Origin of the sequence: Microbispora sp. GKU 823 (assembly GCF_002027145.1) — a bacterium.
Classification (GTDB): domain Bacteria; phylum Actinomycetota; class Actinomycetes; order Streptosporangiales; family Streptosporangiaceae; genus Microbispora; species Microbispora siamensis.
This window is the reverse complement of record NZ_MWJN01000014.1, coordinates 35,246-61,238: the sequence shown is the minus strand read 5'-3', so window position 1 is coordinate 61,238 and position 25,993 is coordinate 35,246. Positions and strand designations below refer to the sequence as shown.

25 protein-coding genes, 1 tRNA gene and 3 pseudogenes are annotated in these 25,993 nt (G+C 70.9%); 18 read left to right on the top strand and 11 right to left on the bottom strand.

Features of this window, described 5'->3' with window-relative positions; all coding sequences use genetic code 11:
* Nucleotides 1–2: 2 nt before the first annotated feature.
* The 5 genes and pseudogenes from B1L11_RS10565 to B1L11_RS10545 form a co-directional block, all read left to right on the top strand.
* On the top strand, nt 3–977 hold the full coding sequence (locus B1L11_RS10565; RefSeq protein WP_218671008.1) for a carbohydrate ABC transporter permease: 975 nt from the start codon (nt 3–5) through the stop codon (nt 975–977).
* Complete coding sequence (locus tag B1L11_RS10560; RefSeq protein WP_079314306.1) at nt 977–1,858, top strand: carbohydrate ABC transporter permease; 882 nt, start codon at nt 977–979, stop codon at nt 1,856–1,858. Before B1L11_RS10565 ends, B1L11_RS10560 begins: the two co-directional genes overlap by 1 nt.
* 49 nt (nt 1,859–1,907) lie before the next feature.
* A complete protein-coding gene (locus B1L11_RS10555) occupies nt 1,908–3,635 on the top strand; it encodes an IlvD/Edd family dehydratase (RefSeq protein ID WP_079314342.1) in 1,728 nt (575 codons plus the stop codon).
* Between the two features lie 385 nt (nt 3,636–4,020).
* Nucleotides 4,021–4,860 carry a VCBS repeat-containing protein gene (locus B1L11_RS10550; RefSeq protein ID WP_179155073.1) on the top strand — a complete coding sequence of 280 codons (840 nt, stop codon included), beginning with the start codon at nt 4,021–4,023 and terminating at the stop codon, nt 4,858–4,860.
* Nucleotides 4,861–4,888: 28 nt separating this feature from the next.
* Nucleotides 4,889–5,122 (top strand): annotated as a pseudogene (locus B1L11_RS10545) (transposase); the annotation flags it as partial.
* A gap of 167 nt (nt 5,123–5,289) precedes the next feature.
* Here B1L11_RS10545 and B1L11_RS10540 read toward each other — a convergent pair.
* Nucleotides 5,290–5,366: transfer RNA gene (locus B1L11_RS10540), tRNA-Ile, on the bottom strand.
* Nucleotides 5,367–5,645: 279 nt separating this feature from the next.
* Here B1L11_RS10540 and B1L11_RS54685 point away from each other — a divergent pair.
* Both B1L11_RS54685 and B1L11_RS46690 read left to right on the top strand, forming a co-directional pair.
* Nucleotides 5,646–6,275 (top strand): annotated as a pseudogene (locus tag B1L11_RS54685) (substrate-binding domain-containing protein); the annotation flags it as partial.
* A gap of 133 nt (nt 6,276–6,408) precedes the next feature.
* A complete protein-coding gene (locus tag B1L11_RS46690; protein WP_179155070.1) occupies nt 6,409–6,624 on the top strand; it encodes a hypothetical protein in 216 nt (71 codons plus the stop codon).
* 49 nt (nt 6,625–6,673) lie between these two features.
* Here the strand turns inward: B1L11_RS46690 and B1L11_RS10530 are convergent, their stop codons facing one another.
* Both B1L11_RS10530 and B1L11_RS10525 read right to left on the bottom strand, forming a co-directional pair.
* Nucleotides 6,674–8,008 carry an isoprenylcysteine carboxylmethyltransferase family protein gene (locus B1L11_RS10530; protein WP_256862400.1) on the bottom strand — a complete coding sequence of 445 codons (1,335 nt, stop codon included), beginning with the start codon at nt 8,006–8,008 and terminating at the stop codon, nt 6,674–6,676.
* A 2-nt stretch (nt 8,009–8,010) separates the two neighbouring features.
* Nucleotides 8,011–8,892, bottom strand: coding sequence for a hypothetical protein (locus tag B1L11_RS10525; RefSeq protein WP_079314302.1), 882 nt, complete (start codon nt 8,890–8,892; stop codon nt 8,011–8,013).
* A gap of 47 nt (nt 8,893–8,939) precedes the next feature.
* Between B1L11_RS10525 and B1L11_RS10520 the strand changes: the two genes are divergently transcribed.
* Nucleotides 8,940–9,617: a TetR/AcrR family transcriptional regulator gene (locus tag B1L11_RS10520; RefSeq protein ID WP_079314340.1), complete on the top strand. Its 678-nt coding sequence runs from the start codon at nt 8,940–8,942 to the stop codon at nt 9,615–9,617.
* A gap of 48 nt (nt 9,618–9,665) precedes the next feature.
* Here the strand turns inward: B1L11_RS10520 and B1L11_RS10515 are convergent, their stop codons facing one another.
* Both B1L11_RS10515 and B1L11_RS10510 read right to left on the bottom strand, forming a co-directional pair.
* Nucleotides 9,666–9,905, bottom strand: coding sequence for a hypothetical protein (locus B1L11_RS10515; RefSeq protein ID WP_079314301.1), 240 nt, complete (start codon nt 9,903–9,905; stop codon nt 9,666–9,668).
* Between the two features lie 9 nt (nt 9,906–9,914).
* Nucleotides 9,915–11,588 (bottom strand): sodium:solute symporter family protein, encoded by a 1,674-nt coding sequence (locus B1L11_RS10510; RefSeq protein WP_256862399.1) that lies wholly within the window; start codon nt 11,586–11,588, stop codon nt 9,915–9,917.
* Nucleotides 11,589–11,778: 190 nt separating this feature from the next.
* On the opposite strand from B1L11_RS10510, the gene B1L11_RS10505 reads away from it, so the two are divergent.
* Nucleotides 11,779–11,976: a DUF2795 domain-containing protein gene (locus B1L11_RS10505; protein WP_079314299.1), complete on the top strand. Its 198-nt coding sequence runs from the start codon at nt 11,779–11,781 to the stop codon at nt 11,974–11,976.
* 129 nt (nt 11,977–12,105) lie between these two features.
* On the opposite strand, the gene B1L11_RS10500 is transcribed toward B1L11_RS10505, so the two are convergent.
* Nucleotides 12,106–12,933, bottom strand: coding sequence for a patatin-like phospholipase family protein (locus B1L11_RS10500; RefSeq protein WP_079314298.1), 828 nt, complete (start codon nt 12,931–12,933; stop codon nt 12,106–12,108).
* Between the two features lie 202 nt (nt 12,934–13,135).
* Between B1L11_RS10500 and B1L11_RS10495 the strand changes: the two genes are divergently transcribed.
* The 7 genes and pseudogenes from B1L11_RS10495 (at nt 13,136) to B1L11_RS10475 (ending at nt 20,598) form a co-directional block, all read left to right on the top strand.
* Nucleotides 13,136–15,901: a cellulose binding domain-containing protein gene (locus B1L11_RS10495; RefSeq protein ID WP_079314297.1), complete on the top strand. Its 2,766-nt coding sequence runs from the start codon at nt 13,136–13,138 to the stop codon at nt 15,899–15,901.
* Nucleotides 15,902–16,022: 121 nt separating this feature from the next.
* On the top strand, nt 16,023–16,763 hold the full coding sequence (locus B1L11_RS10490) for a hypothetical protein (protein WP_179155072.1): 741 nt from the start codon (nt 16,023–16,025) through the stop codon (nt 16,761–16,763).
* An 86-nt stretch (nt 16,764–16,849) separates the two neighbouring features.
* Nucleotides 16,850–17,236: an AAA family ATPase gene (locus B1L11_RS53830; protein WP_306291628.1), complete on the top strand. Its 387-nt coding sequence runs from the start codon at nt 16,850–16,852 to the stop codon at nt 17,234–17,236.
* Nucleotides 17,194–18,906: a phosphate acetyltransferase gene (gene pta, locus B1L11_RS10485; RefSeq protein ID WP_306291627.1), complete on the top strand. Its 1,713-nt coding sequence runs from the start codon at nt 17,194–17,196 to the stop codon at nt 18,904–18,906. The genes B1L11_RS53830 and pta overlap by 43 nt, the downstream gene beginning before the upstream one ends.
* Nucleotides 18,907–18,995: 89 nt before the next feature.
* Nucleotides 18,996–19,355, top strand: a pseudogene (locus B1L11_RS53825) (acetate kinase); the annotation flags it as partial.
* A gap of 76 nt (nt 19,356–19,431) precedes the next feature.
* Nucleotides 19,432–20,112: a hypothetical protein gene (locus B1L11_RS53820; protein WP_306291626.1), complete on the top strand. Its 681-nt coding sequence runs from the start codon at nt 19,432–19,434 to the stop codon at nt 20,110–20,112.
* A 63-nt stretch (nt 20,113–20,175) separates the two neighbouring features.
* Nucleotides 20,176–20,598 (top strand): TIGR02611 family protein, encoded by a 423-nt coding sequence (locus tag B1L11_RS10475; RefSeq protein ID WP_256862398.1) that lies wholly within the window; start codon nt 20,176–20,178, stop codon nt 20,596–20,598.
* Between the two features lie 3 nt (nt 20,599–20,601).
* Here B1L11_RS10475 and B1L11_RS10470 read toward each other — a convergent pair whose 3' ends face one another.
* The 3 genes from B1L11_RS10470 to B1L11_RS10460 form a co-directional block, all read right to left on the bottom strand.
* Nucleotides 20,602–21,774 carry a M20 family metallopeptidase gene (locus B1L11_RS10470; RefSeq protein ID WP_079314295.1) on the bottom strand — a complete coding sequence of 391 codons (1,173 nt, stop codon included), beginning with the start codon at nt 21,772–21,774 and terminating at the stop codon, nt 20,602–20,604.
* Between the two features lie 53 nt (nt 21,775–21,827).
* Nucleotides 21,828–22,148 (bottom strand): co-chaperone GroES, encoded by a 321-nt coding sequence (locus tag B1L11_RS10465; protein WP_079314294.1) that lies wholly within the window; start codon nt 22,146–22,148, stop codon nt 21,828–21,830.
* Nucleotides 22,149–22,210: 62 nt separating this feature from the next.
* Complete coding sequence (locus B1L11_RS10460) at nt 22,211–22,825, bottom strand: hypothetical protein (RefSeq protein WP_079314293.1); 615 nt, start codon at nt 22,823–22,825, stop codon at nt 22,211–22,213.
* 356 nt (nt 22,826–23,181) lie between these two features.
* Between B1L11_RS10460 and B1L11_RS10455 the strand changes: the two genes are divergently transcribed.
* On the top strand, nt 23,182–23,724 hold the full coding sequence (locus B1L11_RS10455) for a DUF1349 domain-containing protein (protein WP_218671007.1): 543 nt from the start codon (nt 23,182–23,184) through the stop codon (nt 23,722–23,724).
* A gap of 8 nt (nt 23,725–23,732) precedes the next feature.
* Here B1L11_RS10455 and B1L11_RS10450 read toward each other — a convergent pair whose 3' ends face one another.
* Entirely contained in the window at nt 23,733–24,128 is a 396-nt protein-coding gene (locus B1L11_RS10450) for a helix-turn-helix domain-containing protein (RefSeq protein ID WP_079314292.1), read from the bottom strand.
* A gap of 98 nt (nt 24,129–24,226) precedes the next feature.
* On the opposite strand from B1L11_RS10450, the gene B1L11_RS10445 reads away from it, so the two are divergent.
* Complete coding sequence (locus B1L11_RS10445) at nt 24,227–24,865, top strand: NADPH-dependent F420 reductase (RefSeq protein ID WP_079314339.1); 639 nt, start codon at nt 24,227–24,229, stop codon at nt 24,863–24,865.
* Here the strand turns inward: B1L11_RS10445 and B1L11_RS10440 are convergent, their stop codons facing one another.
* Nucleotides 24,866–25,897 carry an endonuclease/exonuclease/phosphatase family protein gene (locus B1L11_RS10440; protein ID WP_079314291.1) on the bottom strand — a complete coding sequence of 344 codons (1,032 nt, stop codon included), beginning with the start codon at nt 25,895–25,897 and terminating at the stop codon, nt 24,866–24,868.
* Nucleotides 25,898–25,993 lie beyond the last annotated feature (96 nt).

The window sequence follows — 25,993 nt, the reverse complement described above, 5'->3', positions numbered from 1 at the left end:
CCGTGACCCCCGGCATCGACTTTGCGGAGCCCACAATGACCCTCCTGATCGAGGAGAGTGCAGCGAGCACTCAAGAGAAAGCGCACAAGGTTCGCGGCAAGGTGCGCCTTCGTGAGCACCTGATGGGGTGGCTCTTCGTCGGGCCATTCGCGATCGTCTTCCTGGCGCTTCTCATCGCGCCGCTCGCGTACGCGTTCTACCTCAGCCTCTGGCAGAAGAAGCTGATCGGCGGCACCAGCTTCGTCTTCCTCGGCAACTACGTGAAGGCGTTCACCGACCCGACTTTCCTCTCCGGGGCGTGGTTCGTCATCCGTTTCTCGCTCGTCGCCATCCCGCTGCAGATCGTCATCGCGCTCGCGATGGCCCTCATCCTGGACGCCGTGACCACGCTGTTCACCCGCTTCTCCCGCCTCATGATCTTCCTCCCCTATGCCATTCCCACGGTCATCGGGGCGGTCATGTGGGGATTCCTGTACAGCAAGAGCTTCGGGCCGCTCTCCGACATCTTCGGGTTGTTCGGCGCCACCGCGCCCGACTTCTTCAGCAGCAATCTGATTTTCTACGGCCTGATCAACGTCGTCACGTGGCAGTGGGCCGGCTACTACATGATCATTTTGTACGCGGCGCTCCAGGGCATCGACCCGACACTTTACGAGGCCGCCCGAATGGACGGCGCCGGCAAATGGCAGATCGCGCTTCGGATCAAAATCCCGCTGATCGCCCCCGCGCTGCTCCTGATCCTGGTCTTCTCACTCATCGGCACCCTGCAGTTCTTCAACGAACCACAGATTCTGCGATACCTCGCGGCCGGCACGATCCCACCGGGATTCACCCCCAACATGTACGCGTACCAGCAGGCGTTCGGGCTCGCGAACTTCACCTACGGATCGGCGATCTCCTTCGCCCTCGGCGGGATCGTGTTCGTCTGCGTCTACGCCTTCCTGTTCTTCACCCGCAAGCGGAGGAGCTTCTTCTGATGACCGGCAGCTCCGGCGCCGGCGCACGCCGCCGTCCCCAACGCCACCTCCCCCTGCAGATTTTCCTCGGCTTCCTGGTCGTGTACTTCCTCGTGCCGTTCTGGTGGGTCATCGTCAACAGTTCCAAAGACGCCCCCGGCCTGTTCGGCGGCGGCAACACCCTGTGGTTCGCCGATCGGGTCGACTACTTCGGAAACCTCGAGCGACTGTTCACCTACGACGGCGGCATCTACGGCAGGTGGATCCTCAATTCCACGCTGTACGCGTTCGCAGGCGGGATCGGCGCCACGATCCTGGCCGTCATGGCCGGCTACGGATTCGCCAAATACCGGTTCGCCGGCAGACGCTTCAGCTTCTCGGTCCTGCTCGGCGCGTTGATGGTGCCCGCGACCGCCCTGGTGATTCCGACCTTCATGATGTTCTCCGGGCTCGGCCTGACGAACACGATCTGGGCGGTGATCCTCCCGTCACTGCTCAACCCGTTCGGGGTCTACCTGATGCACGTGTACGCGCGCGACGCGGTTCCCGACGAGATCCTGGACGCGGCGCGGGCCGACGGCGCGGGTGAACTGCGGACGTTCCTCCAGGTCGCGTTCCCGCTGATGCGGCCCGCGGTGGTCACGGTGCTGCTCCTGTCCGCCGTGGCGTCCTGGAACAACTACTTCCTGCCACTCGCCATGCTCTCCGACAACCGCCTGTTCCCCGTCACCGTCGGACTCGGCCTCTGGCAGGGAATCGCCTCGGCGAACAACGCGGGCAGCACCTCCCTCTGGAGCCTCATCATCCTGGGCGCGCTCGTGTCGGTGATCCCGCTCATCATCGCCTTCTTCACCCTCCAGCGGCACTGGCGCGGCGGACTGTCCGTCGGGGGCCTGAGGTAGCCGCGGCCGGTCGCCCAGCAGCCAATCGAAATGACAGAGAGGTGTGCCGATGTCGATGACGAATCGCCCGCTGCGCAGCCGGCAGTGGTTCGGAGCGGAGGGCCGCAACGGGTTCATTCATCGATCGTGGATGCGCAACCAGGGGTTCGCGGACGACGTCTTCGACGGCAGGCCGGTGATCGGCATCGCCACGACGTGGTCGGAGCTGACGCCGTGCAACGCCCATCTGAGCGACCTGGCCGAGTCGGTGAAGCGCGGCGTGTGGGAGAGCGGTGGCCTGCCGCTGGAGTTTCCGGCGATGAGCCTGGGGGAGCCGCTGATGCGGCCGACGACCATGCTCTACCGCAACCTGCTGGCGATGGAGGCGGAGGAACTGATCCGGGCCAACCCTCTCGACGGGGTGGTGCTGCTGTCCGGCTGCGACAAGACCACGCCCGGCTTGCTCATGGGCGCGGCCAGCGTCGACCTGCCGACTCTGATGGTCACGGGCGGTCCGATGCTGAACGGCAAGTTCCGTGGCCGTGACATCGGGTCGGGCACCGACGTGTGGCGTTTCACCGAGGAGCTGCGCGCGGGCCGGATGACCGCGGCGGATTGCGCCGAGGCGGAAGTCTGCATGTCCCGCAGCCGCGGGCACTGCATGACCATGGGGACCGCCTCCACGATGGCCTGCGTGACCGAGGGCCTCGGTGTCCAGCTGCCGGGGGCCGCCGCCGTACCCGCGGTCGACTCCCGCCGGTACGCGCTCGCACACGCCGCCGGGCGCCGGATCGTGGCCATGGTCGAAGAGGACCAGCGGCTGTCCACGGTGCTCACCCGGGAGGCCTTCGAGAACGCCATCCGGGTGAACGCCGCGATCGGCGGCTCAACCAACGCCGTGGTGCACCTGCTCGCGATCGCCGGGCGCCTCGGCGTCCCCCTGTCGCTGGATGACTTCGACACGCTCACCGCCGATGTGCCCATGCTGGTTAACCTGATGCCCTCCGGCACGTACCTGATGGAGGACTTCGCGTACGCGGGCGGACTGCCGGCGGTGATGAAGGAGATCGCCTCCCTGCTGCACCTGGACCATGTCACCGTCAGCGGGAAGAGCGTGGCCGACAACATCAGCGGTGCCCAGTGCTGGAACCGAGAGGTCATCGGCACCATGGAGGAGCCGTTCCAGCCCGCCGGGTCGGGGACCGTCGTGCTGCGCGGGTCGCTTGCGCCGTCCGGAGCCGTGCTGAAGGTCTCCGCCGCCTCGCCCCATTTGCTGCAGCACACCGGACCGGCGCTCGTGTTCGACCGGATCGAGGACTATGTCGCGGCGGCCGACGACCCGGACCTGGACGTCACCGCCGACACGGTCATCGTGGTACGAAACGCCGGACCACGCGGCTACCCCGGCTTCCCCGAGGTGGGTAACGTGCCCATGCCGCGGCGGCTGCTCACCGCCGGGGTCACCGACATGGTGCGGATCTCCGACGCCCGCATGAGCGGCACCGGGTACGGCACCTGCATCCTGCACGTGGCCCCGGAGGCGTCCGTGGGCGGTCCTCTCGCACTCGTGCGTACCGGCGATCTGGTTCGGGTCGACGTCCCGGCGCGGTGTCTGGACCTGCTGGTCGACGACGCGGAACTCGAGCACCGCCGCGCTGCCTGGCAGCCCCCGCAACCGGCCGCCTCCCGGGGATGGGTACGGCTGTACAGCGAGCACGTCCTGCAAGCCGACAGGGGCGCGGATTTGGACATCCTCACCGGCGGCAGCGGCAGCGCCCCGCCCCGTCACTCACACTGACCAACGCCGTGGCGGCTTGGCCGAACCGGGATGTCAGGAAGGCCGCCGCATCGTTTTCCTGGGCACCACCGCCCACCCGGCCACGAGCTGGGTTACGCAGGCGGTGAAGAGCGGCGCAGGCCCATATGCATCGCGGGTCGCCGGGCCAGTCTGCGGGGGGCGCGGGCGGGGTGGTTCGCCCGAATGCCACCGCGCCACCGTCTCGACACCTGAGACGGCCGCCGTCTAAGATCGATTCAGGCACCCACCCTCGTCGAGCTTTCACGCTGCTCCGAGAATGCGATCCTCGGCGCAGATCTTTGTCGCTACAGCATCGAAAGAGGAATACGTGGTGCAATTCGCTCAGCGCCCATCGAAAGTCCGTCGCGCCACGGCAATTCTCCTCATGACAGTCGTCGCGCTGGCGTTCTCCCCGCCCGCGCGCGCGACCGCGGATCCCACAATTTCGCTAAGAGGGGTGACGGACTGGGACGGAGACGGCCACCAGGACCTCATCGCCATCGACAGCAGCACCGGCTACTTATGGCTCTATCCGGGCGAGAGCAAGCGCGGCTACAGCAGTCAGCAACGGGTGAGAATCGGCAACGGCTGGAACGATTACTACGTCCGCGGGATGACGGACTGGGACAGGGACGGCCACCAGGACATCCTCGCCATCCAGCGCAGCACCGGCCTGTTGTGGCTCTATCCGGGCGAGAGCAAGCGCGGCTACAGCAGCCAGCAACCGGTGGTAATCGGCAACGGATGGGACGGGTACCACATCCGTGGACTGGCGGACTGGGACGGCGACGGCCACCAGGACATCCTGGCGCAGTACCAAGGCAACGGGCTGTGGCTTTACCCCGGCGAGAGCAAGCGAGGCTACAGCAGCCAGCCAAGGGTGGGGGTCAGTAAGGCGGCCGGCGCCATCTATTACTACCGGTGGGTGGCGGACTGGGACGGCGACGGCCACCAGGACATCATCGCCAACGGTCGCCTGAACGATCTGTTGATTCTCTATCCCGGTGAAGGTGTCCGAGGCTTCAGCACTCAACCGCTGGTGCAGATCGGTAACGGCTGGCAACGGTATCTCGTCGCCAGCGTCGCGGACTGGGACGGGGACGGTCACCAGGACATCCTCGCCATCAATTACGACACCTGGGACCTGTGGCTCTACCCCGGCGAGAGCAAGCGCGGCTACAGCAGTCAACCACCGGTGAAGATCGGCAACGGCTGGATAGGCTAGCTGATCCAGTGACAGTTCGCGATCTTGAGGCGTTTGGGTCGCATGGAGCGGCACCGCGGGCCGGATCGAGAATTGCCAGATCGGGGTGTTCCTGGCCTACGCCACCCCGGCCGGGCGGGCGCTGCTGGACCGACGGCTCTACCTGCCCGCCCGCACCTGGCTGACCGACCTCGACCGCTGCCACGCGGCCGGCGTCCCGGACGAGATCGCCTTCGCCGCCGAGCCCGCCCTGGCCACGGCCATGGTGCCGGCCATCGCTGATCACCCCGTCGACCCGCCCGTAGGGTGAACCCGGCGGTCTTGGTCTGCTCGGCTTGTCTTTCCACGACCAATGGCATGCGGCTGCTTCCGGCGGCTGTCGGCTGCATGTCCGGGTAGGCGTGATCAACCACGAAACCGCAGGTGAGACCGCGGATGGCTGGTCGTACGTGGTAGGGCGGGTGGGACTTGAACCCACGACCCACGGATTATGAGTCCGATGCTCTGACCGGCTGAGCTACCGCCCCGCAATGGTGGAGTCTCTCACAACTTAGCGGGTGAGGGGATCTGCGCGCGGAGGCGAGCGGCGGCCTTCGGCCCTGGGCGTAATCCCCGCCCGATCGTCCTGCGGATGATCGTCCACAGTGGGGTCGGGCTGCCGGAGTAAGCGTTATGGGGCCTATGTCAGGGTATGTGACAGGTGAGGCGACATCGCTCCACAAGACGGCTCTGCGAAACGTGGCTCCGCAACGAATCGGGGGTGCCCCGTGGGGAGACGACTGGCGGGCGTCTGCGTGCTTCTCCTGATGTCCCTTCCCGCCTGCGGACAGGGCGGACGGCAGCCGGGAGCGGAACTCGGAGCGGTCGGCGACGTGCGGGACGGCTTCACCGTCGGCCTATTGCTCCCCGGCGAGGGACCCGACCGGCCTCTGTTCACGCGGGCCCTGTCGTCCCTCTGCCCGCGCTGCTATGTCCAGTACGCGAACGCCGCGGGCGACCGGGCCAGGCAGGGGCGGCAGATCGGCCGGATGCTGGCCGACGGTGTTCGGGTCCTGGTCCTCGGCGCGGTGGATCCCGAGGCCGCCGCCCCCTGGGTGGCCAGGGCCAAGCTGTCCGGGGCGAAGGTCGTCGCGTACGACCGGCTCGCGAACGGGCCGGTGGACGCCTACGTGGCGACGGACCCCGCGCGCGTCGGGCGGGAGCAGGCGCTGGCCCTGCTCGGCGCCTTGAAGGGCGCGGGGCCGGTGCTGCTCCTCAACGGCCCCGCCACGGACCCGTACGCCGCGACGGTGAAGCGGGCCCTGCACGCCGTGCTCGACGGCCGGGTGAGGATCGGCTGGGAACGGGACCTGACGCGACCGGACGAGGCCGTACGCGAGGTGGCGGCGGCTGTCGCCGCGCTCGGCGGGGCCGCGAAGGTGGCGGGCGTGTGCTGCGCGAGCGACGCGGTGGCGGAGGCCGTCGCGGCCGAGATGGCGCGGGCGGGCATGGCGGGGGGTGCCGCTGATCGGGCATGGCGGGCGGCCCGCGGCCCTGGGGCGTGTCAGGGCCGGCACGCAGACCGCAACCGTGCGCACCGACGTCGCGGCCGAGGCGTCGGCCGCCGCCAGGCTGGCGGTCGAGGTCGCGGGTGGCAGGACCGTGTACGGCACGGCCGTCGTGTCCAACGGGACGACGGTTTCGATCCCGGCGGTGCTGGTCGCGCCCGCCGTGGTCACGAAGGCCACGGCTCACGAGGCGCCCGCCCCCGGGAGTGCCCGCGGGCAGGGCGCCCGCCCGCACTGACTCGCCCACACGGACACGCGCGCCCGCTCCAAGCGCGGGCGACGGCCGGTCACGGGACGCGGCGCCGGCCTGCCGCGTCCGCGGGCTCGGTGAAGCCGTTCTCGTCCGTCCCCCTTTCGGCGGGCCAGGACGGCACGCTTCGCGGCCCGGCCCCGAAGGCGTCGGCGCACAGTTGGGCGAACCAGCCCAGGCCGGGCAGCAGCAGGGCCCATCCGGCGAGCGCCCAGCCGAGATGGAGGTGCGAGGCGGCGTGGGCGAGAGCCGCCACCCCCTCGGCCCGCAGCCCGTCCGCGCGCTCGTACGTCATCCGGCGCAGGCCCCGGGGATGTGCCTCCGCCGGGCGCACCCGGAGGGCGACCGGGGCGTGGCGCAGGATCCACCTGCCGACGGGCGCGCACTGCCCGCACGTCGCCGACACGTGGACGACCGCCTTCGCCATGGCGGGGGAGGGCCGCAGCCGGGGCAGCCAGGCCGGCACGGCGGACCGGTAGGCGGCCCACGCGCCGCCGAAGCGGCCGGCCAGCTGCTCACCCTCGTGCCAGGCCGCGAGCCCGGCGCCGTACGCGACGGTCACGCCCGCCGCCGCCAGGAAGCGGACGTCCAGCAGGCCCAGGAGCAGGTAGCTCGCCGTCATCGACACCTGCATCGGGTTGCGCACGTACGCGTACGGCCCGCTGGTGACGAGGCGGCGCGGCGCGTCGTACGGCAGCGGCGTGCCGCCCGCCGCCGCGAACTCCCGGACGGCCGCCAGGCCGAGCGTCAGCGGCGCGGCCAGCACCTGGACGCCGAGGCCCGCGAGCCAGCCGGGCTGCCGCCACACCCCGGTGAGCGCGACCGGCAGCCCGAGCATGAGCCCGCCCGCGAGCACCGCCTGCAGCGTGGCCCGCCCGCCCAGGCGTACGCCGCGGGTGGTCCAGCGGGCGAGCAGGAGGCCGGGCACCAGGCTGAGCGCCACCGCGAGCGCCTCGCCGTACAGCCAGTCGCCGCCGAGCCGTACGAGCGGACGGGCCAGGGGCATGAACGCGAGGTCCAGCCAGGTGAGCGCGAGGACGGTCAGCGGGAGCGGCAGGCGGCGGGCCGCGTGCGCGGGCAGCGCCCCCCACAGCAGCGCCCAGCCGAGCAGCAGGTCCACCGGGACGCCCTCCACCACCGCGCCCCGGGCGGAGAAGGACCACCAGCCGGCCCGCACCGCGATCACGTTGACCAGGGCGAGCACGAGCAGGTTCCAGGCCGTCGCGAGGATCATGGCGGCGATCGCCCGCTCGGACGGGCGGCGTACGGCGGCCCCGACCAGGACGGCGGCGAGCGGGCCGAACAGGGCCGCGCCGCGCAGGAGCCCGATCGCGGAGTCCGCCGTCACAGGGCCGGTGGACACCATGTCCATGATCACGAGGTGAAGGTCGCGGCGAGGTAGCCGGCCGCCTGCGTCGCGGCGTACCGCTGGAGCGGCCCGAAGTACCAGCCCGGGTCGAAGGTGCGCCGGTAGCGGAAGGTCACTTCGAGGCGTCGTCCCCGCCAGCGGAACTCGGCCTCGCGCAGGTCCATCCATCGGGCGAGGGTCGTGTCACGCTCCACCCGGAAGACCGCCCGGCCGGGGGCGCGCTCGGCGACGCGCAGCGTCATGGCGCGCGGCTCCAGCGGGGCGTTGATCCCGAGGGACCGCCGGGGCGTGAAGGTGATCGTCCGGGTGTCCCCGACGGCGAGTCCCCGCCCCTCCGAGCCGAGCGGCCGGGGGAAGCCGAGCCGCAGCAACGACGAGGTGACCGGGCCGAAGGCGGGCGGGCGGGCCAGGGCGGCCTCGATGTCGGTGTCCCGCGCCGCCGTGGCGACCGCCGTGACCTCCTCGTCGCGCGGCAGCGAGGTGAACGGCGTCGCGCCTTCGAGCAGGGCGACCAGGAGCAGCGGGGCGGCGACGGCCACGGCGTGCCCGCCCCTGCGGCGCGCGTAGTCGATCGAGACGCCCACGAGCAGGCCGACGAAGTAGAAGAGCGGTGCCGACATCAGCAGGCAGACGACGCCCTCGCCGAGCAGCGGCCCGGCCAGCGCGAGCCCGACCGTGATCGTGGCCATGGCCATGCCGGTGGCGCTCTTCGGCCGCGCCGTGATCGCCACGGTGATCGCGATGGCCGCCGGGATCCCCACGTAGAACAGCGAGGTCTGCTCCAGATGGCCCGCGTGGAGCACCTGGTAGAGCAGGTAGGCGGCGAACAGCCCGGCCAGCGTCACGACAAGCACGAGCCGGGGCCGCCCCGGGTTTTCCGACTCCATACGGTGCTCCTTGAGCGAAGGATTTAATCGAGTGATTAAACCGTATGATGAGGATCGAGGGCGCTGTCAAGGGAGGCGGGTTGACGACACGGCGGGACTCGGGCGCGGAGACGCGCGACCGGCTCATCGAGGCGGCCGCGGAGACGCTGAAGACCCAGGGGTACGCGGGCACGAGCGCCCGGACGATCGCGAAGGCGGCGGGCGTCAACTCGGCGCTGGTCTTCTACCACTTCGGCGGCGTCGACCCGCTGCTGCTGGCCGCCCTCGACCGCTCGTCCGAGGAGCGCATGCGGGCTCACCGGGAGACCGTCGCGGGGGCCACGACGCTGGAGGAACTGGTGGAGGCCGCCACCCGCGTCTACAGAGCCGACATCGAGGGCGGGCACATCACGCTCTTCTCCGAGCTGGTCGGCGCCAGCATCGCCCGCCCCGAGCTACGCGCCGAGATCGTCAAGCGGGCCGACCCCTGGATCGACTTCGTGGAACAGACGCTCGAGCGGGTGATCGGCGGCTCTCCGCTGGCCCGGCTCCTGCCCCCGCGCGACGTGGCGTACGCCGCGATCACCTTCTATCTGGGCGTCAACCTGTTCACGCACCTCGACGCGGACCGTACGCGGACCGAGGCGTTGTTCGGCCTGGCGGCGCGGGTGGCGCCGCGCGCCCGGCTGCTCACCCTGCGGATGCCCCGGCGCCGCCGCCCGGCCTCCAGCGAATCGCCGGAATAGAAGAGCCGCGGTCGCACCGGGTGCGACCGCAGCCGGGGAAGAGCCGGCTCACTCCTCCTCGTCGGAGGGGGCGGGGCCGTCGGACGGGCGCAGGCGTTCCCAGATCAGGAACGCGCCTCCGACGACGAGCATCGCGATGCCCGTCCACAGGTTGATGCGGATGCCCTCCGCCTTCTGGATCTCCTGGGCGCTGTCGAACAGCCCGGTGACCGTGAGGATCAGTCCGTACACCAGGAACAGACCACCGATCACGCGGCGGATGTCGAAGAGCCGTTGCGGGGCGGCCATGCGAACCTCCTACAGGAAGGGCAGGTAGAACGCCGCGGCGAGGACCACCGCCCCGGCGCCGAGGATCACGGGGGAGCGGTACCAGGCGGTGTCTCCCGCCAGCGCGTCGTCGGCGACGGACGCGTCGCTCAGGCCGTAGACGAGCCCGCGCAGCTCGCTCTCCGGCTTGGGGGTGGTGGCGAGCGTGACCACGACGGAGACGATCGCGTCGACCACGAAGGCGATGCCGGCACCCCAGAAGCTCGCGTTCAGCTCGGTGCCGAAGTCGAACACGCCCGCCTTGTAGAGGATGTACGAGGCGAAGGCGCAGACGGTGCCGCTCAGCAGGCCCCAGAAGCCCGCCCAGGCGGTCATCCGCCGCCAGAACAGGCCGATGATGAACGTCGCGAACAGCGGGGCGTTGAAGAACGAGAACAGCGACTGCAGGTAGTTCATGATGTTGCCGAACCCGGCGGCGATGAACGCCGTGCCGATCCCGGCGAGGACGCCGACCACGGTGGCGATACGGCCGAGCCGCACGTACCACTCGTCGGGGTGGTCGCCGTTGATGTGCGCCTTCCAGATGTCCTGGGTGAAGACCGTGTTGAAGCCGCTGATGTTGGCGGCCATGCCGGCCATGAACGACGCGAGCAGGCCGGTCACCGCGACGCCGAGCACGCCGTTGGGCAGGAACTCGTTCATGAGCAGCGGGATCGCCTCGTTGTACGTCGGCCCGCCGTCCTTGCCGAGGTTGCCGAACAGCACGACCGCGACGAGCCCGGGGATCACGGTGACGATCGGGATCACGAGCTTCGGATAGGCCGCGACGATCGGGGTCAGCCGGGCGGCGTTGGTGTTGCGGGCCGACAGCGCGCGCTGGACCTCGGCGAAGTTCGTGGTCCAGTAGCCGAAGGACAGCACGAAGCCGAGGCCGAAGACCAGGCCGATCCAGTTGGCGTTGAGCGGGTTGTCGGTGCCGGCGGTGTGCGCCCAGGTGTGCAGCCCGCCCTCGCCGAGCACGCTCTGCTTGACCTTCTCGCCGAGGCCGGAGAAGCCGCCGACCCGGGTCAGGCCGATGATCACCACCGGCACGAGCCCGGCGACGATCACGAAGAACTGCATGACCTCGTTGTAGATCGCCGAGGACAGGCCGCCGAGGGTGATGTACGCCAGCACGATCGCGGCCGACACGATGATGGACAGCCACAGCGGCCAGCCGAGCATGGCGTCCATGATGAGCGCCAGCGCGTACAGGTTGATCCCGGCGATGAGGATCTGCGCGACGGCGAAGGTGCCGGCGTTGAGCAGCTGGGTCGCCCCGTTGAAGCGGCGGCGCATGAACTCCGGGACGCTGTGCACCTTGGACCGGTAGTAGAACGGCATCATCACGATGCCGAGGAACACCATGGCGGGGACCGCGCCGATCCAGTAGTAGTGCAGGGTCATCGCGCCGTACTGCGCGCCGTTCGCCGCCATGCCGAGGACCTCGGTGGCGCCGAGGTTGGCGGACATGAAGGCCAGGCCGGTGATCCAGGCGGGGAGTGCGCGGCCCGAGAGGAAGAAGTCCAGACTCGTCCGTACGGCCCGTTTGGCGGCGAAGCCGATTCCCAGTACCACGAGGAAGTACAGGGCGAGGATCACGTAGTCCAGAACGTTGACGTCGAGCCGCAGATCCTGTGCGGCCAGCAATTGGGCATCAGGCACGCGATGCCAGCTACCCGTAGGTCTCGTCGTTTCACAAACTTGGCCCCCGTATACCCAATCGTGACAAAACCGCAGGTGAGAGCGCTGCAAAGTCCATTCGGGGGACGTACGCGCCGGAGTCCCGAGTGACGGGGGAGTGACCGGGTAGGCGAGGGAGAGCAGGAGGAACACCGAGGAAGGGAGGCACGTCATGGCCGACGCACCGAACCCGATCCAGATGCAGAAGCACCTGAAGGGCGTCGACTACCCGGCCGGCAAGTCGGACCTGATCCGCACGGCCCGCGACCAGGGCGCGGACGACAACGTCATCGACGCGCTGGAACGCATCCCGGACCGGCAGTACGACGGCCCCAACGCGGTCAGCAAGGCGGTCACCGAGGCTCGGTGAGTAAAGAGGGCCCGTGAGAAAGAGGGCCGGTGACAGACCGGTCCCGGCATCGGGCGGCCGTCGCGGGAGGGCTCCCGCGCCGGCCGCCCGCTCATGACCGCGTCACCGGGGGCAACGGCGCGGCAGGCGTCAGGACCAGACGGCGGCGATCGGCTCGACGAGGGCGGCGGCCTGGTCGAGCCCCGCCGCGAAGGCCGGTCCCCACAGGGCCGGGTCGAGGACGTTCTCGCCGAACACCGCGACCGACGCAGTGTCGGGGTGGACGACGTACGACGCGGCCGCGCCCGCCTTCGCCATCTCGGCCTCGAGGACGGCCCGGGGGGTCAGGTTGCCGAGCGGTTCGAGCACCACGAGCGCGCGGGCGCCCTCCGCGAGGTCGGCGTTGGTCGCCGAGCGGACCCCGCCGTCCACGTACCTGCGACCGTTGATCTCCACGGGCGGGAAGACCATCGGCACCGCGCAGCTCGACGCGACGGCGAGCACCAGCGGCGCGCCGGAGGACCGGTCCCACACGACGAACTCGCCGGTGGCCGCGTCCACGCTGGTGATCAGCAGCTCGCGCTCGGGCCACTCCTTCACCGGGAGCCGTTCGCCGACCGCCGCGAGCCGCTCGGCGTAGTGGTCGACCCTGGCCGCCAGGGCCATCTGACCGACCCGGCGCCGGGCCTCCCGCCGGTCGAGTTTCGGGTCGAACATGATGGCGAACGCCTGCATGACCTCGTCCATGTGGTCGATGGCCGGGGGCGGGCCGGTGTCCACCTCGGCCTGGTGGGCGATCGCCTCCTCCAGGTCGGCGCCGGTCGCCACCAGCGTGCCGACGACCGACCCGGCCGAGGTGCCGATGATCCGGTCCGCCGTCCCCAGGTCCACGCCGTGACGGCGCAGGCCGGTGACGATCCCCGCCTCCCAGGCGATGCCGGCGACTCCTCCGCCGCCGAGCACGAGAGCAGTAGTCATGTCCAGAATTATGTTCCACGGGAGTGCGTGCCCGGGACGTGGTGAAACCGGTTGCAATTTGTCTGGACGCCAAACTATTGACGGCGCTTCCCCTGGTATGTGAATCTTCCCTTCAGATTTCCATGCACGTGGGAGAAGGACGGTCAGGGTCCCCACCTGGTCGTGCATGGCCGGTTGTCCGTGCTCGGAGGGAAAACCGTCCATGCGAAGATTCGCAACCATGCTCGTGGTCGCCGCCGTGGCGCTGGTCACGGCCGTGATCAGAATGAGCCCCGTGTCGGCCGTCGCGGCCGACCCGTACACGTTCAAGAACGTGCAGATCCTCGGCGGCGGCTTCGTCCCCGGGATCGTCTTCAGCCCCGTCCAGAAGGACCTGATCTACGCGCGCACCGACATCGGCGGCGCGTACCGCTGGAACCAGTCCTCCCAGACCTGGACACCGCTGCTCGACTGGGTCGGGCAGTCCAACTGGGGTTACAACGGCGTCGCCAGCATCGCCCCCGACCCGGTGGACGCCAACAAGGTGTACGCCGCCGTCGGCATGTACACCAACAGCTGGGACCCCAACAATGGCGCGATCCTGCGCTCGTCGAACAAGGGCGACACCTGGCAGGTGAGCCCGCTGCCGTTCAAGCTGGGCGGCAACATGCCCGGCCGCGGCATGGGCGAGCGGCTCGCGGTGGACCCGAACAAGAACAGCATCCTCTACTTCGGCGCGCCCAGCGGCAACGGCCTGTGGCGGAGCACCGACTCCGGCGCGACCTGGTCGAAGGTGACGAACTTCCCCAACGTCGGCAACTACCGCGCGGGCACCGACGACTACCAGGGTGACATCCAGGGCGTCGTCTGGGTGACCTACGACAAGCGGACCGGCACCTCGGGCAACGCCACCCAGACCATCTACGTGGGCGTGGCCGACAAGGACAACACCGTCTACCGCACCACCAACGGCGGCACCTCCTGGGAGCGGGTCGCCGGCCAGCCGACCGGCTACATCGCCCACAAGGGCGTGCTCGACACGACCAACGGCTACCTCTACATCGCCACGAGCGACACCGGCGGCCCGTACGACGGCGCCAAGGGCGACGTGTGGCGCTATGCCACCGCCACCGGCACCTGGACCCAGATCAGCCCGATCCCGTCCAGCAGCTCCGACGACTACTTCGGCTACAGCGGCCTGACCATCGACCGGCAGCACCCCGGCACGATCATGGTCGCCACCCAGGTCTCCTGGTGGCCCGACGCGATCTTCTTCAGGAGCACCGACAGCGGCGCGACCTGGACCCGCATCTGGGACTGGACGTCCTACCCGAACCGTAGCTTCCGCTACAAGATGGACATCTCCGCCGCTCCGTGGCTGACCTTCGGCACGAACCCCCAGCCGCCCGAGGTCACGCCCAAGCTCGGCTGGATGAACGAGTCGGTGGAGATCGACCCGTTCGACTCCGACCGGATGATGTACGGCACCGGCGCGACGATCTACGGCACCACCGACCTCACGAAGTGGGACTCGGGCGGCCAGTTCACGCTCAAGCCGATGGTGAAGGGCCTGGAGGAGACCGCCGTACTCGACCTGATCAGCCCGCCCAGCGGCGCCCCGCTGGTCAGCGCGCTCGGCGACATCGGCGGCTTCCGGCACACCAACCTCGACGCCGTGCCGTCCATGATGTTCACCCAGCCCGTCTTCACCTCCACGACCTCGCTCGACTACGCCGAGACCAACCCGAGCGTGATGGTCCGGGCCGGCAACTTCACCGACTCCGATCGCCCGAACGACAGCCACGTGGCGTTCTCCACCGACGGCGGGGCCAACTGGTTCCAGGGCACCGAGCCCGGCGGGATCAACAGCGGCGGCACCGTCGCGGCGGCGGCAGACGGCAGCCGCTTCGTCTGGGCGCCGGGCGACTCCGGCCAGCAGGTCGTCTACTCCGTCGGCTACGGCAACAGCTGGACCGCCTCCAGCGGCGTACCGGCCAACGCGATCGTCGAGTCCGACCGGGTGAACGCGCAGAAGTTCTACGCCTTCTCCGGCGGCAAGTTCTACGTGAGCACCAACGGCGGCGCGAGCTTCGGCGCCACAGCGGCGACCGGGCTGCCCACGACCGGCGTGCACTTCAAGGCGCTGCCCGGCAAGGAGGGCGACGTCTGGCTGGCCGGCGAGGGCGGCCTGTGGCACTCCACCGACTCCGGCGCCTCGTTCACCAAGCTGTCGAACGTCAGCAGCTCGATCAACATCGGCTTCGGCAAGGCGGCGCCCGGCAAGACGTACCAGGCCCTCTACCTGATGGGGACCGTGGACGGCGTGCAGGGCCTGTTCCGGTCCGACGACACCGGCGCGAGCTGGGTGCGCGTCAACGACGACCAGCACCAGTACGGCAACGCGGGCGAGGCCCTGACCGGCGACCCGCGGATCTACGGCCGGGTCTACCTCGGCACCAACGGCCGGGGCATCATCTACGGCGACCGCAACGGCGGAACCTCCCCTTCGCCGTCGCCGTCCGCTTCGCCGTCGGCGTCCCCGTCCGCGTCGCCCTCGGCCTCTCCGTCGAAGTCGCCGTCCCCGAGCCCGTCGGCGTCGCCGTCCGCGAGTCCGTCGCCCAGCCCGTCGCCGTCCGCCAGCCCGTCCCCGAGCCCGTCGCCCTCGGCGAGCCCGTCGGGCGGCAAGGGGTGCTCGGCGACGTACAAGGTGGTCAACCAGTGGCCGGGCGGCTTCCAGGGCGAGGTCACGGTGAAGAACACGGGCAGCGCCTCGATCAGCGGCTGGAGCGTCAAGTGGGCCTTCGCGAACGGTCAGACGATCAGCCAGCTCTGGAACGGCACGGTCAGTCAGTCCGGGGCGAACGTCACGGTCACCAACGTGAGCTACAACGGCTCGGTCGGCTCCGGGGCGTCCACCACGTTCGGCTTCCAGGCGAGCTGGAACGGCACCAACGCCGTCCCGTCGCCCGTGACCTGCACCGCCTCGTGAGATAGCACGACAACGGCTGTACGGATGAGCCGCAACCCAGCCCATCCGTACGGCCCGTCCGACATCCGCCCCACCGCACTCGGGGATAATCGCGTGCGCTCTGAGCGCGGCCGGGTGTTGCATGAACCGGATGATCGACGAACCGCTGGAACGACTGCGCGCCGCCGCTCAGCGCACGCGTGAACTCGCTTCGAACCGGGCGGGCACCGGCCTGGGCCACGAGGACGCCGACGACGACGTCGGCACGATCGGCACGGACGGCGCCCTCGGGTTCGATCCGTTTCCTCTGCTCGAAGCCCTTCATCGCCATGGCGTCCGAGCCGTGGTGATCGGGCAGGTCGCGGGCATCATGCACGGGTCCACCGAACTGACCGGCGATCTGGATCTGCTCTGGGACGGCGCGCCTGCCCACGCCCCGGCCCTGGCGGCCGCCTTCGTCTCCGTCGGCGCCCGACTCGCCGACGAGAAGGGCACTCCCATGGCGACTCATCCGGATGCCCTGCTCCGCCCCAAAGTGCAGTTCACCTCACCCGGAGCCGGCGGCGACTGCTGTACCCCAGCGCTTCCCTGGGGCGACCTTCGCGTCCGGGAGATCCTCGACAGGGCGATCACCGCGGCCGGCCCGGGTGGCCTGGAGGTTCGCTACGTCACCCGGGAAGACCTCATCCGGATGCGTCGCGCCATAGGCCGTCCGAAGGACCTCCGGCGAGCGGACGAACTCGACTCGTCGGCTCGGACCACCGAGGTTGACGGCCCGCCTCACCTCGAAGGGGACGTGGGGTTCTCGCCGCAGGATTGCGGCGGACTTCCCGCCGGGCCTGTGAGAGCACACGACTGGTGGGAAAAGGCCCTACAGATGTGACGTTCGACTCGTATGTCCGTGGGGCCCTTCGCATAGCCTTGCCTGGGCGGGCCGTCGGGCCGCGCCGGGACAGGGGTGACTGCGCGATGGCGATCGGGGTTTACGTCGCGGCCGGCGACGCGAGGAGCAACAAGGGCACGATCGCCCTCGGCATGATCGAACTGCTGACCCGACAGGTGGGCACGGTCGGCGTGTTCCGGCCGGTCGTCCGGCCAGGCCGCGAGGACAGCCTGGTCAACACCGCGCGCGGCCGCTTCGGGATCGGCCTGCCGTACGCCATGTGCACCGGTGTCACCTACGAGGAGGTGCACGCCGACGAGGAGCGCGCGGCGGGGGAGATCCTGGCCCGCTACCGGGCGCTCGCCGGGCGGTGCGACGCGGTCGTGGTGATCGGTACGGACTACACCGACGTGGCGCGCCCACCGAGTTCGTGTTCAACGCCGAGCTCGCCGCCAACCTCGGCACACCGGTGATGAACGTGGTGACCGGGCTCGACCGCACCCCGGACGAGATCGCCGCGGCGGTGGAGATGTCGCGCAAGGAGCTGGCCGAACGGCACGCCACCGAGCTGGCCACGGTCGTCACGCGGGTCGCCCCCGGCCTGGTGGAGGAGGTCGCCGCCCGCGTCCCCGCGTACGTCCTGCCGGAGGTGCGGCGGCTGTCCGCGCCGACGGTCAGCGACCTGATGGCCGCCTGCGACGGCGACCTGTTCATGGGCGACGCCGACCAGCTCGGCCGGGAGACGGGCGGGCTGATGATCGGCGCGATGTCGCTGCCGAACATCCTGGAGCGCCTCACCGAGGGCCTGGCGGTCGTCGTCCCCGCCGACCGGGCCGCCGCGCTGGTGCCGGGGCTGCTGGCCGCGCACAAGGCCCCCACGTTCCCCGCCCTGTCGGCGATCATTCTCAACGGCGGGCTGGAGCTGCCCGACGCGGTCGTCCGCCTGCTGAAGGGCATGGACATCCGGCTGCCGATCATCACGACCGGCGGCGGCACGTTCGAGACCGCGACCAAGCTGTCGAAGGCCGAGGGCCGGTTCAGCCCGGATGCCAAGGGCAAGATCGACACCGCGCTCGGGGTCTTCGCCGAGCACGTCGACGCCGGGGCGCTGCTGCGCAACCTGCAGGTCACCAAGGCCGCGGCGATCACCCCGCTCATGTTCGAGTACGACCTGCTGGACCGGGCCCGCGCCGACCGCAGGCACATCGTGCTGCCGGAGGGCGCCGAGCCGCGGATCCTGCGCGCGGCCGACAGCCTGCTGCGCCGGGGCGTGGCCGAGCTGACCCTGCTGGGCGACGAGCGGGAGATCCGGCTGGCGGCGGCCACGATGGGCCTGGCCGTCGACGGCGCCCGCGTGGTCAGCCCGTTCGACGCGGAGCTGCGCGAGCTGTTCGCCGAGGAGTACGCCCGGCTGCGCGCGCACAAGGGCGTGACCGTCGGGCAGGCCCGCGACATCGTCACCGACGTCTCCTACTTCGGCACGATGATGGTCCATCTCGGGCTGGCCGACGGCATGGTCTCCGGCGCGGCGCACACCACCGCCCACACGATCAGGCCCTCGTTCGAGATCATCAAGACCTCGCCGGGCGTGGGCGTCGTGTCCAGCGTGTTCTTCATGTGCCTGGCCGACCGCGTCCTCGTGTACGGCGACTGCGCCGTCGTCCCCGACCCCACGGCCGCCCAGCTCGCCGACATCGCGATCTCGTCGGCCGCCACGGCCGCCAGGTTCGGGGTCGAGCCGCGCGTGGCCATGCTGTCGTACTCGACCGGCGAGTCCGGCGCAGGGCCCGAGGTGGACAAGGTGCGCGAGGCCACCGCGCGGGTCCGCGAGCTGCGGCCGGACCTGCCCGTCGAGGGCCCGATCCAGTACGACGCCGCCGCCGAGCCGAGCGTGGCGCGGACCAAGATGCCCGGCAGCCCGGTGGCCGGGCGGGCGACGGTGTTCGTGGTGCCCGACCTCAACACGGGCAACAACCTCTACAAGGCCGTGCAGCGCAGCGCCGGCGCGGTCGCGATCGGGCCGGTCCTGCAGGGCCTGCGCAAGCCGGTCAACGACCTGTCCCGCGGCGCGACCGTGGGCGACATCGTCAACACCGTGGCGATCACGGCCATCCAGGCGCAGGCGCACGGGGAGACACGGTGAGCGCGCAGGCGCGGGAGGAGAGACAGTGAGCGGGCAGGTCCTCGTCCGTGAACACGGGGTCGTCGTCCATCAAGTACCGCCTCATCGACATGGGGACGGGCCGGGCCGTGGCCGGCGGGCTGATCGAGCGCATCGGCGAGGACGAGAGCGTGCTCGCCCACGACGGCGTACGGACCGAGCGCCGGGTGGCCGACCACGAGGAGGGGCTGAAGGCGGTGCTCGCGGCCTTCGCCGAGCACGGGCCGCCGCTCGACCGCGTGACCGCCGTGGGCCACCGGGTCGTCCACGGCGGCAGCCGGTTCGTAACGCCGGTGCTGATCGACGACGAGGTCGAGCGGGCCATCGAGGAGATCGCGCCGCTCGCGCCGCTGCACAACCCGGCCAACCTGGAGGGCATCCGGGTCGCCCGGCGGGCCTTCCCCGGCCTGCCGCACGTCGCCGTCTTCGACACCGCCTTCCACGGCACGATCCCGCCCCACGCGCACACCTACGCCGTCCCCCCGCGAGTGGACCCGCAAGCTCGGCGTGCGCCGCTACGGCTTCCACGGCACCTCAACGGCGTACGTCTCCCGCCGGGCGGCCGCGCTGCTCGGCCGGCCGTACGACGAGGTGAACTCGATCGTGCTGCACCTCGGCAACGGCGCGAGCGCGACGGCGGTGCGGTGCGGGCGCAGCGTGGACACCTCGATGGGCATCACCCCGCTCGCCGGGCTGGTGATGGGCACCCGCTCCGGGGACGTCGACCCCGCTCTGGGCGCCTATCTCGGCCGGGTCGCCGGAATGGACCTCGCCGGCGTCGACGCGGCGCTCAACAAGGAGAGCGGCCTGCTCGGCATGTGCGGCGCCAACGACATGCGGGAGGTCTGGCGGCTGGCCGACTCCGGCGACGAGGACGCCCGGCTCGCGCTCGACGTCTACGGCTACCGTGTGCGGGCCTACATCGGCGCCTACTACGCGGCGCTCGGCCACGTGGACGCCCTCGTCTTCACCGGCGGGGTGGGGGAGAACAGCCCCCGCGTCCGCGCGCTCGCGACGACCGGGCTCACCCGGCTCGGCATCGAGATCGACCCCGGCCGCAACGCCGCGGAGTCGGCGGAGGCCAGGGTGGTCTCCCCGGAGGGCGCCGAGGTGACGGTGCTGGTGGTGCCCACCAACGAGGAACTGGAGATCGCCGAGCAGACCGCCGCCTGCCTCGGGGACGCGTGAAGCCGCCGATCGCCGCCGCGGTCGTCCGCTGGCTATCGTGGGCAGCGAATGGGGGTGAGCCGTGTGGCGACGGCTGAGGACAGTCGTACGGGTGGACAGGAAGGGACCGACGATTCGCCGGGCTGGCTCGACCGGGTCCGCGCGACTCCGGCCGGCCGGCTGACGCTGCGGATCGTCATCGGGGTGATCGGCACCGCCCTCGTGGTCACCGGCCTGATCATGGTGCCCTTCCCGGGGCCGGGCTGGCTGGTGGTCTTCGCCGGGCTCGCGGTCCTGGCCACGGAGTTCCCCTGGGCGTCCCGGCTGCTGGAGTTCGCCAAGGACAGGGTCAGGGCGGCGACCGACTGGCTCAAGCGGCAGAACTGGTTCGTCCGCATCGTCGCGAGCGCGCTCACCCTGCTCTGCGCCGGGGCCATCGTCTGGGTGTCGGTCCGGCTGACTCTGGGCGTCGACCTGGTCCAGAAGGCCCGCGAACTCCTGAGCTGACCGTCAGCCGCGGGCCAGCCTCCGGATCGCGAGCTCGCTGAGCAGCGTCGCGCCGTCGGACAGGATGGCGTCGTCGAACTCCGCCGCCGCGGAGTGGTTGGCCGGGGCCGTGGCGAGGTCCCGGCCGGGCGGGCAGGCGCCGACCACGAGGAACGCCCCCGGCACCTGCTCCAGCACGTACGAGAAGTCCTCCGAGCCGGTCGCCGGGGTGGGCAGCGGGAAGTAGCGGTCCTCGCCGAGGGCCTCACGCACCGTGCGGGCGGCGAACTCCGCCTCGGCGTCGTTGTTCACGGTGACGGGATAGCCGAGGCCGAACGCGCAGTCGACGGTGAGGCCGTGCGCCTCCCCGATGCCGCGGGCGAGCCGGACCAGGCCCTCCCTGATGCGGTCGCGCGAGCCGGTCGAGAACGTGCGCACGGTGGCCTCGAAGACGGCCTCGTCCGGGATCACGTTGTCGGTGGTGCCGGCGTGGAAGCTGCCGACGGTCACCACGACGGGGTCGAACACGTCGTAGCCGCGCGTGACGTGGGTCTGCAGGGCCGTCACGATCTCGCACGCCGCCGGGATCGGGTCGAGGGCGCGGTGCGGGGAGGACCCGTGGCCGCCCCTGCCGCGCACGGTCACGGTCAGCGTGTCGGCCGCGGCGAGCACGGGCCCGCCCTTGGTCAGGAACAGCCCGCGCGGGATCGTGGTCGAGAAGACGTGCATGCCGTACGCGGCGACGGGCCGAGCCCCGGCCGCGTCGAGCACGCCCTCCTCGATCATCAGCCGGGCGCCCTCCTGGCCCTCCTCGCCGGGCTGGAACATCAGCACCACGTCTCCGGCGAGGTCGGCGCGCCGCTCGCTGAGCAGGCGGGCGGCTCCCACCAGCATGGCCGTGTGCAGGTCGTGGCCGCAGGCGTGCATGCGGCCGTCGAAGCGCGACCGGTAGGGCACGTCGGTCTTCTCGTGCACCGGCAGCGCGTCCATGTCGGCGCGCAGCAGCACGGCGGGGCCAGGGCGGCCGCCGCGCAGCACGGCGGTCACCGACGACAGGCGCTCGCCGGTGGTGATCTCCAGGGGCAGGCCGTCGAGCGCCGCGAGCACCTTCTCCTGCGTGCGGGGCAGATCGAGGCCGATCTCCGGCTCCCGGTGCAACGCGCGGCGAAGCTCGACGAGTTCATCCTGGAAGCTCATGGTCCACCTGGGGGGGGGTGAAAGGGGCTCGGCGGGGGCCGGGAGCCGGGCGGTCAGAGGTAGAGGCCGGTGCCGTGGTCGGTCTGCTGCGTCGCCACGGCGTGCAGGTCGCGCTCGCGCAGCACCAGGTAGAGCTGGCCCTGGACCTCCACCTCGTACTGGTCCTCGGGGTTGAACAGGACCTTGTCGCCGGTCTTGACCGACCTGACGCTGGCGCCGGCGCCGCACACCTCGCCCCAGACGAGCCGGTTGGCCATCTTGACCGTGGCCGGGATGACGATGCCCGCGCTGCTGCGCCGCTCCTCAAGCTCCCGCTGAACCTTGACCATCACGCGGTCGTGAAGCATCTGGATCTCGAACTTCGGGTCAGCCACGCTCGCAGTGTACGCGGAGCGGCGCCGGGCACCGTCATCGGAGGTTCACCGGCGGCGGGATCTCACCGGTGGCCCATGGCCAGGTCGTAGCCGGTTCCTGAGCGGCGGTAGACGCCGCCCTTGCCCCACTTGAGCACCTGGAACCGTACGTGGACGGTGTTGGAGGCGACGCCCGTCAGGTCGGCCATCATCTTCTCGGACAGGTCGACGATCGCCGGGATGTCGTGCTGGGCCACGGCCCACTCGGCCGGGCCGAAGTCCTCGACGACGCCGATCGCGCTCTTCCCCTTGTAGGTGATCCGCACCTTGGTGCCGAGGGGCCAGTAGGGGCTGGCGACGGTCCGGTAGCGCATCGGCTTGCCCGACGCGGTCTCGCCGTCCCAGAAGGACGTGGCGGTGGAGACGCCGGAGGGCAGGGAGGCGGCCTTCTTCATCTCCGCGTACGCCGTGCGGAGGGTCGCGTTGAAGGCGGCGCCCAGGGAGGCCAGGGTCAGGGAAGCGGGGTCTGCAGGAACCGGACGGGTGGTGTCCGGTGAGGCGGCGGACACCGTCCGGGGGAGCGGCGCGGAGGAGGGAGCCTGAGGGATCACCGAGGCGTTCGCGGCGGTGGCCGCGCCGGCGACGAGTGTGGTTCCGGCCATCGCCATGGTGATCGCCTGACGGGCTCGCTTGCGCATGAGGTTCCTTTCGTCTCGGTCGCGGGGCGGCCCCGGGGGGAACGGGGCCTCGCGTCGTCGAGGAGTCCCGGCTGGCCGGCGGGCTCCGCACGCGCGCCCGGCCATGGCGGAGCGGCCCTCGGTGAGGAGGGGCGGAAGGCTCCGGAAGCGGGCCGCGCGTTCCCTGGGGAAGGGGATACGACGGTTATGCGATGTACGTGATTTACAGGGGCAAAAGGTGATGTGAGGCACGAGTATAGGGAAAGAGGGAGTAAAGGGGACAAATCGATCTAAATTGCAGGTAGATCGTCCTTGACGCCGAGCCGCGGAAAGCGCTCTCATAACAAGATCAGTCAAAGCGACGGCAAGGGGCCGGCATGGCGTTCGAAGACTTCATGTGGATCAACGAGCCCGCCGGGTGGTCGCACACCGGAGAGGGCCTGCGGGCCGTCGCCGACGCCCAGAGCGACCTGTGGCAGAAGACGCACTACGGCTACTCGTACGACACCGCCCACATGTTCGGCCGCCAGGTCGCCGGGGACGTCCGGCTGACCGTGACGTTCGACGCCGACTACGCCGATCAGTATGACCAGGCCGGAGCCGTGCTCCGGATCGACGAGGAGAACTGGATCAAGGCGGGGGTCGAGTTCGTCGACGGCGGCCACCAGCTCAGCGTCGTCGTCACCCGCGGCTTCTCCGACTGGTCCGTCACGCCCGCGCCCGGCGGCCTCGTCTCCGCGACGTTCGACCTCGAACGGGCCGGCGACGCCGTGACCGTCCGATACGGCGTGAACGGCGCGAGCCCGAGCACATGCTGCGCCTGGCCTACTTCCCGCCGCAGGCGCCGGCCCTCGCCGGGGTCATGTGCGCCGCCCCGGCCGGCAAGGGCTTCGAGACCCGCTTCACCCGCGTGTCACTGAGGTAGGCGTCAGACGCCGGTGAGGCGCCGGTCCCGTCCCCGCGCCGTGAACCGGTCCTGGGCGTCCAGCACGGCGTCCCCGTGGCGTACGGCCCACTCGCCCATCGCGCGCATGGGGGCGAGCAGCGCCGTGCCCGCCTCCGTCAGCGCGTAGTCGACGCGGGGCGGCGCCTCGGCGTACGCCCGGCGCTCGACCAGGCCGTTGTACTCCAGGCGCCGCAGCGCCTCGTTGAGGACCTTGGGAGAGATCCCGCCGATCCGGGCGCGCAACCGCCGTGGCCGCATCGGACCGGCCTCGCCGAGCGTGTAGACCACGACGCTGTCCCAGCGGTTCGCGAGCACCTCGAACGCGAGGCGCGCCCGGCAGTCGGAGGTGTACGCGCGCTCGTCGTGGAACTCGTCCATGGCCCCATCCTGCCCGGTCCGAAAGACACCGTGTGGTGTGCGTCGGCTTCTCTAACGTCTGGGCCGTCACCTGGTTCATCCGGAACGGAGAAGGCACCATGCGCATCGGCATCCTCGGCACGGGCGGGATGGCCACGGCACTGGGCGGCGCCTGGGTCCGCGCGGGGCACGACGTGCTCGTCGGCGGACGCGACCGGGCCGCGGCCGCCGCGACGGCGGCCCGCATCGGCGCCGCGAAGGACGGAACGCTCGCGGACGCGGCCGCGCACGGCGAACTCGTACTCGCGGCGGTTCCCGCCGGCGTGGCGCCGGGGCTGGTGAACGGGCTCGCGGCCGTCCTCGCCGGGCGGACCGTCCTCGACTGCTCGAATCCCGTCGAGCCGGGCGACGACGGGCTGACGCTGACGACGGGCGGCACGACCTCGGTCGCCCGGCTGATGGCGGACGTCGCGCCGGACGCCCATGTGGTCAAGGCGTTCAACCTGTGCCACGACAGCATCTGGACGGTGCCGCGGCCGGCGTTCGAAGGAGTTCCGCTGGCCGTGCCGTTCTGCGGCGACGATCCGGGCAGCCTCGACCGGACCGCCGCGCTGATCACGTCGATGGGATGCACGCCGATGCCCTGCGGAGGGCTGTCCCGCGCGGTCTACCTGGAGGCGACGGCGGCGTTCGCGATCGGCGTGTGGTGGTCCGGAGCGGAGCCGCGGTTCGCCTTCCCGGCGTCGGAACGGGCCTAGCTAGACGCCGGTCGTGGGCAGGACCAGTTCGGCGAAGATCGCCCGGTGGTCGGTCACCGGGAGCCGGTGGACGCCGAACGCCCGGACCGCGACGCGCGGGTCCACCAGGATGTGGTCGAGGGTGACGGGCGGCACCGGCAGACCCCTGAAGTCCGACGACCTCCGATACGGCCAGGTGCCGGCCAGACCGTTGCCGGTCGCGTCGGCCGCGTCCCGGTAGCCCGCGTCGAGCAGGCGCCGGACCCTGGCGTGGTCGAGCGTCGCGTTGAAGTCGCCGGACAGGATCCGTACGGGCCCGCCCGGACCGGGCAGCGCGGCGAGCGACTTCGACCAGCAGCTGAACCGGTACGCGTAGCGCGGCGCGCACGGGTGCACGGACACGACGGCGACGGGCCCGGCGCCGGGGACCTCGACGACGCCCGCCGCCTGCTGGCGGTCGTTGACGGTCGTGAGCTCCTCCGGCCGCAGGGGGAAGCGCGTGAAGAGCCCGGAGCCGCCCGAGCCCTCCTGGGCCCGGTCGTCCGCGTACGGCAGGAGCGTGGTCAGGCCCGCCGCACGCAGGCCCGCCGACGCCTCCGGGGTCAGTTCCTGGAGCGTCAGGACATCGGGGCGCAGCCGCCGTACGAGGTCCACCAGCGCGGCGGGCGGGACGGAGCCGTAGAGCAGGTTGGCCGACAGGACCCGGAGGGCCGGGCCCGCGGCGCCGGCCGCCCGCACACCCGCGCCGGCCGAGCCGTGCGGGAACGGGTCCGACAGCGCGCGGGGCAGCACGCAGGCCGCCAGCGTCGCGGTGACCGCCAGGCCCGCGACCAGCGCCGCCGGGCGCCGCACGAGCAGCGCGACCAGCGGCGCGACGACCGAGGCGAGGGCGACGTACGGCGTGAACGCCACCAGTTGCACCCACCGGAAGTGGACGTCGCCGGGCACCAGCCGCAGCACGGCCCACAGCGCGAACGGCGCGACCACCGGCCACGCGAGCAGGCCGCGCCAGATCCCCGGGCGGCCCACCCAGCCGGCTGTCAGTCTCGCCATCCCCGGACTCCCTTCCGAAAGATCCACTGTACGACGCGAATGCACGTGCATTCAGGGGTTCCACGCCGGTAGGGGGGAGGCCTTACAGTCTCCGGC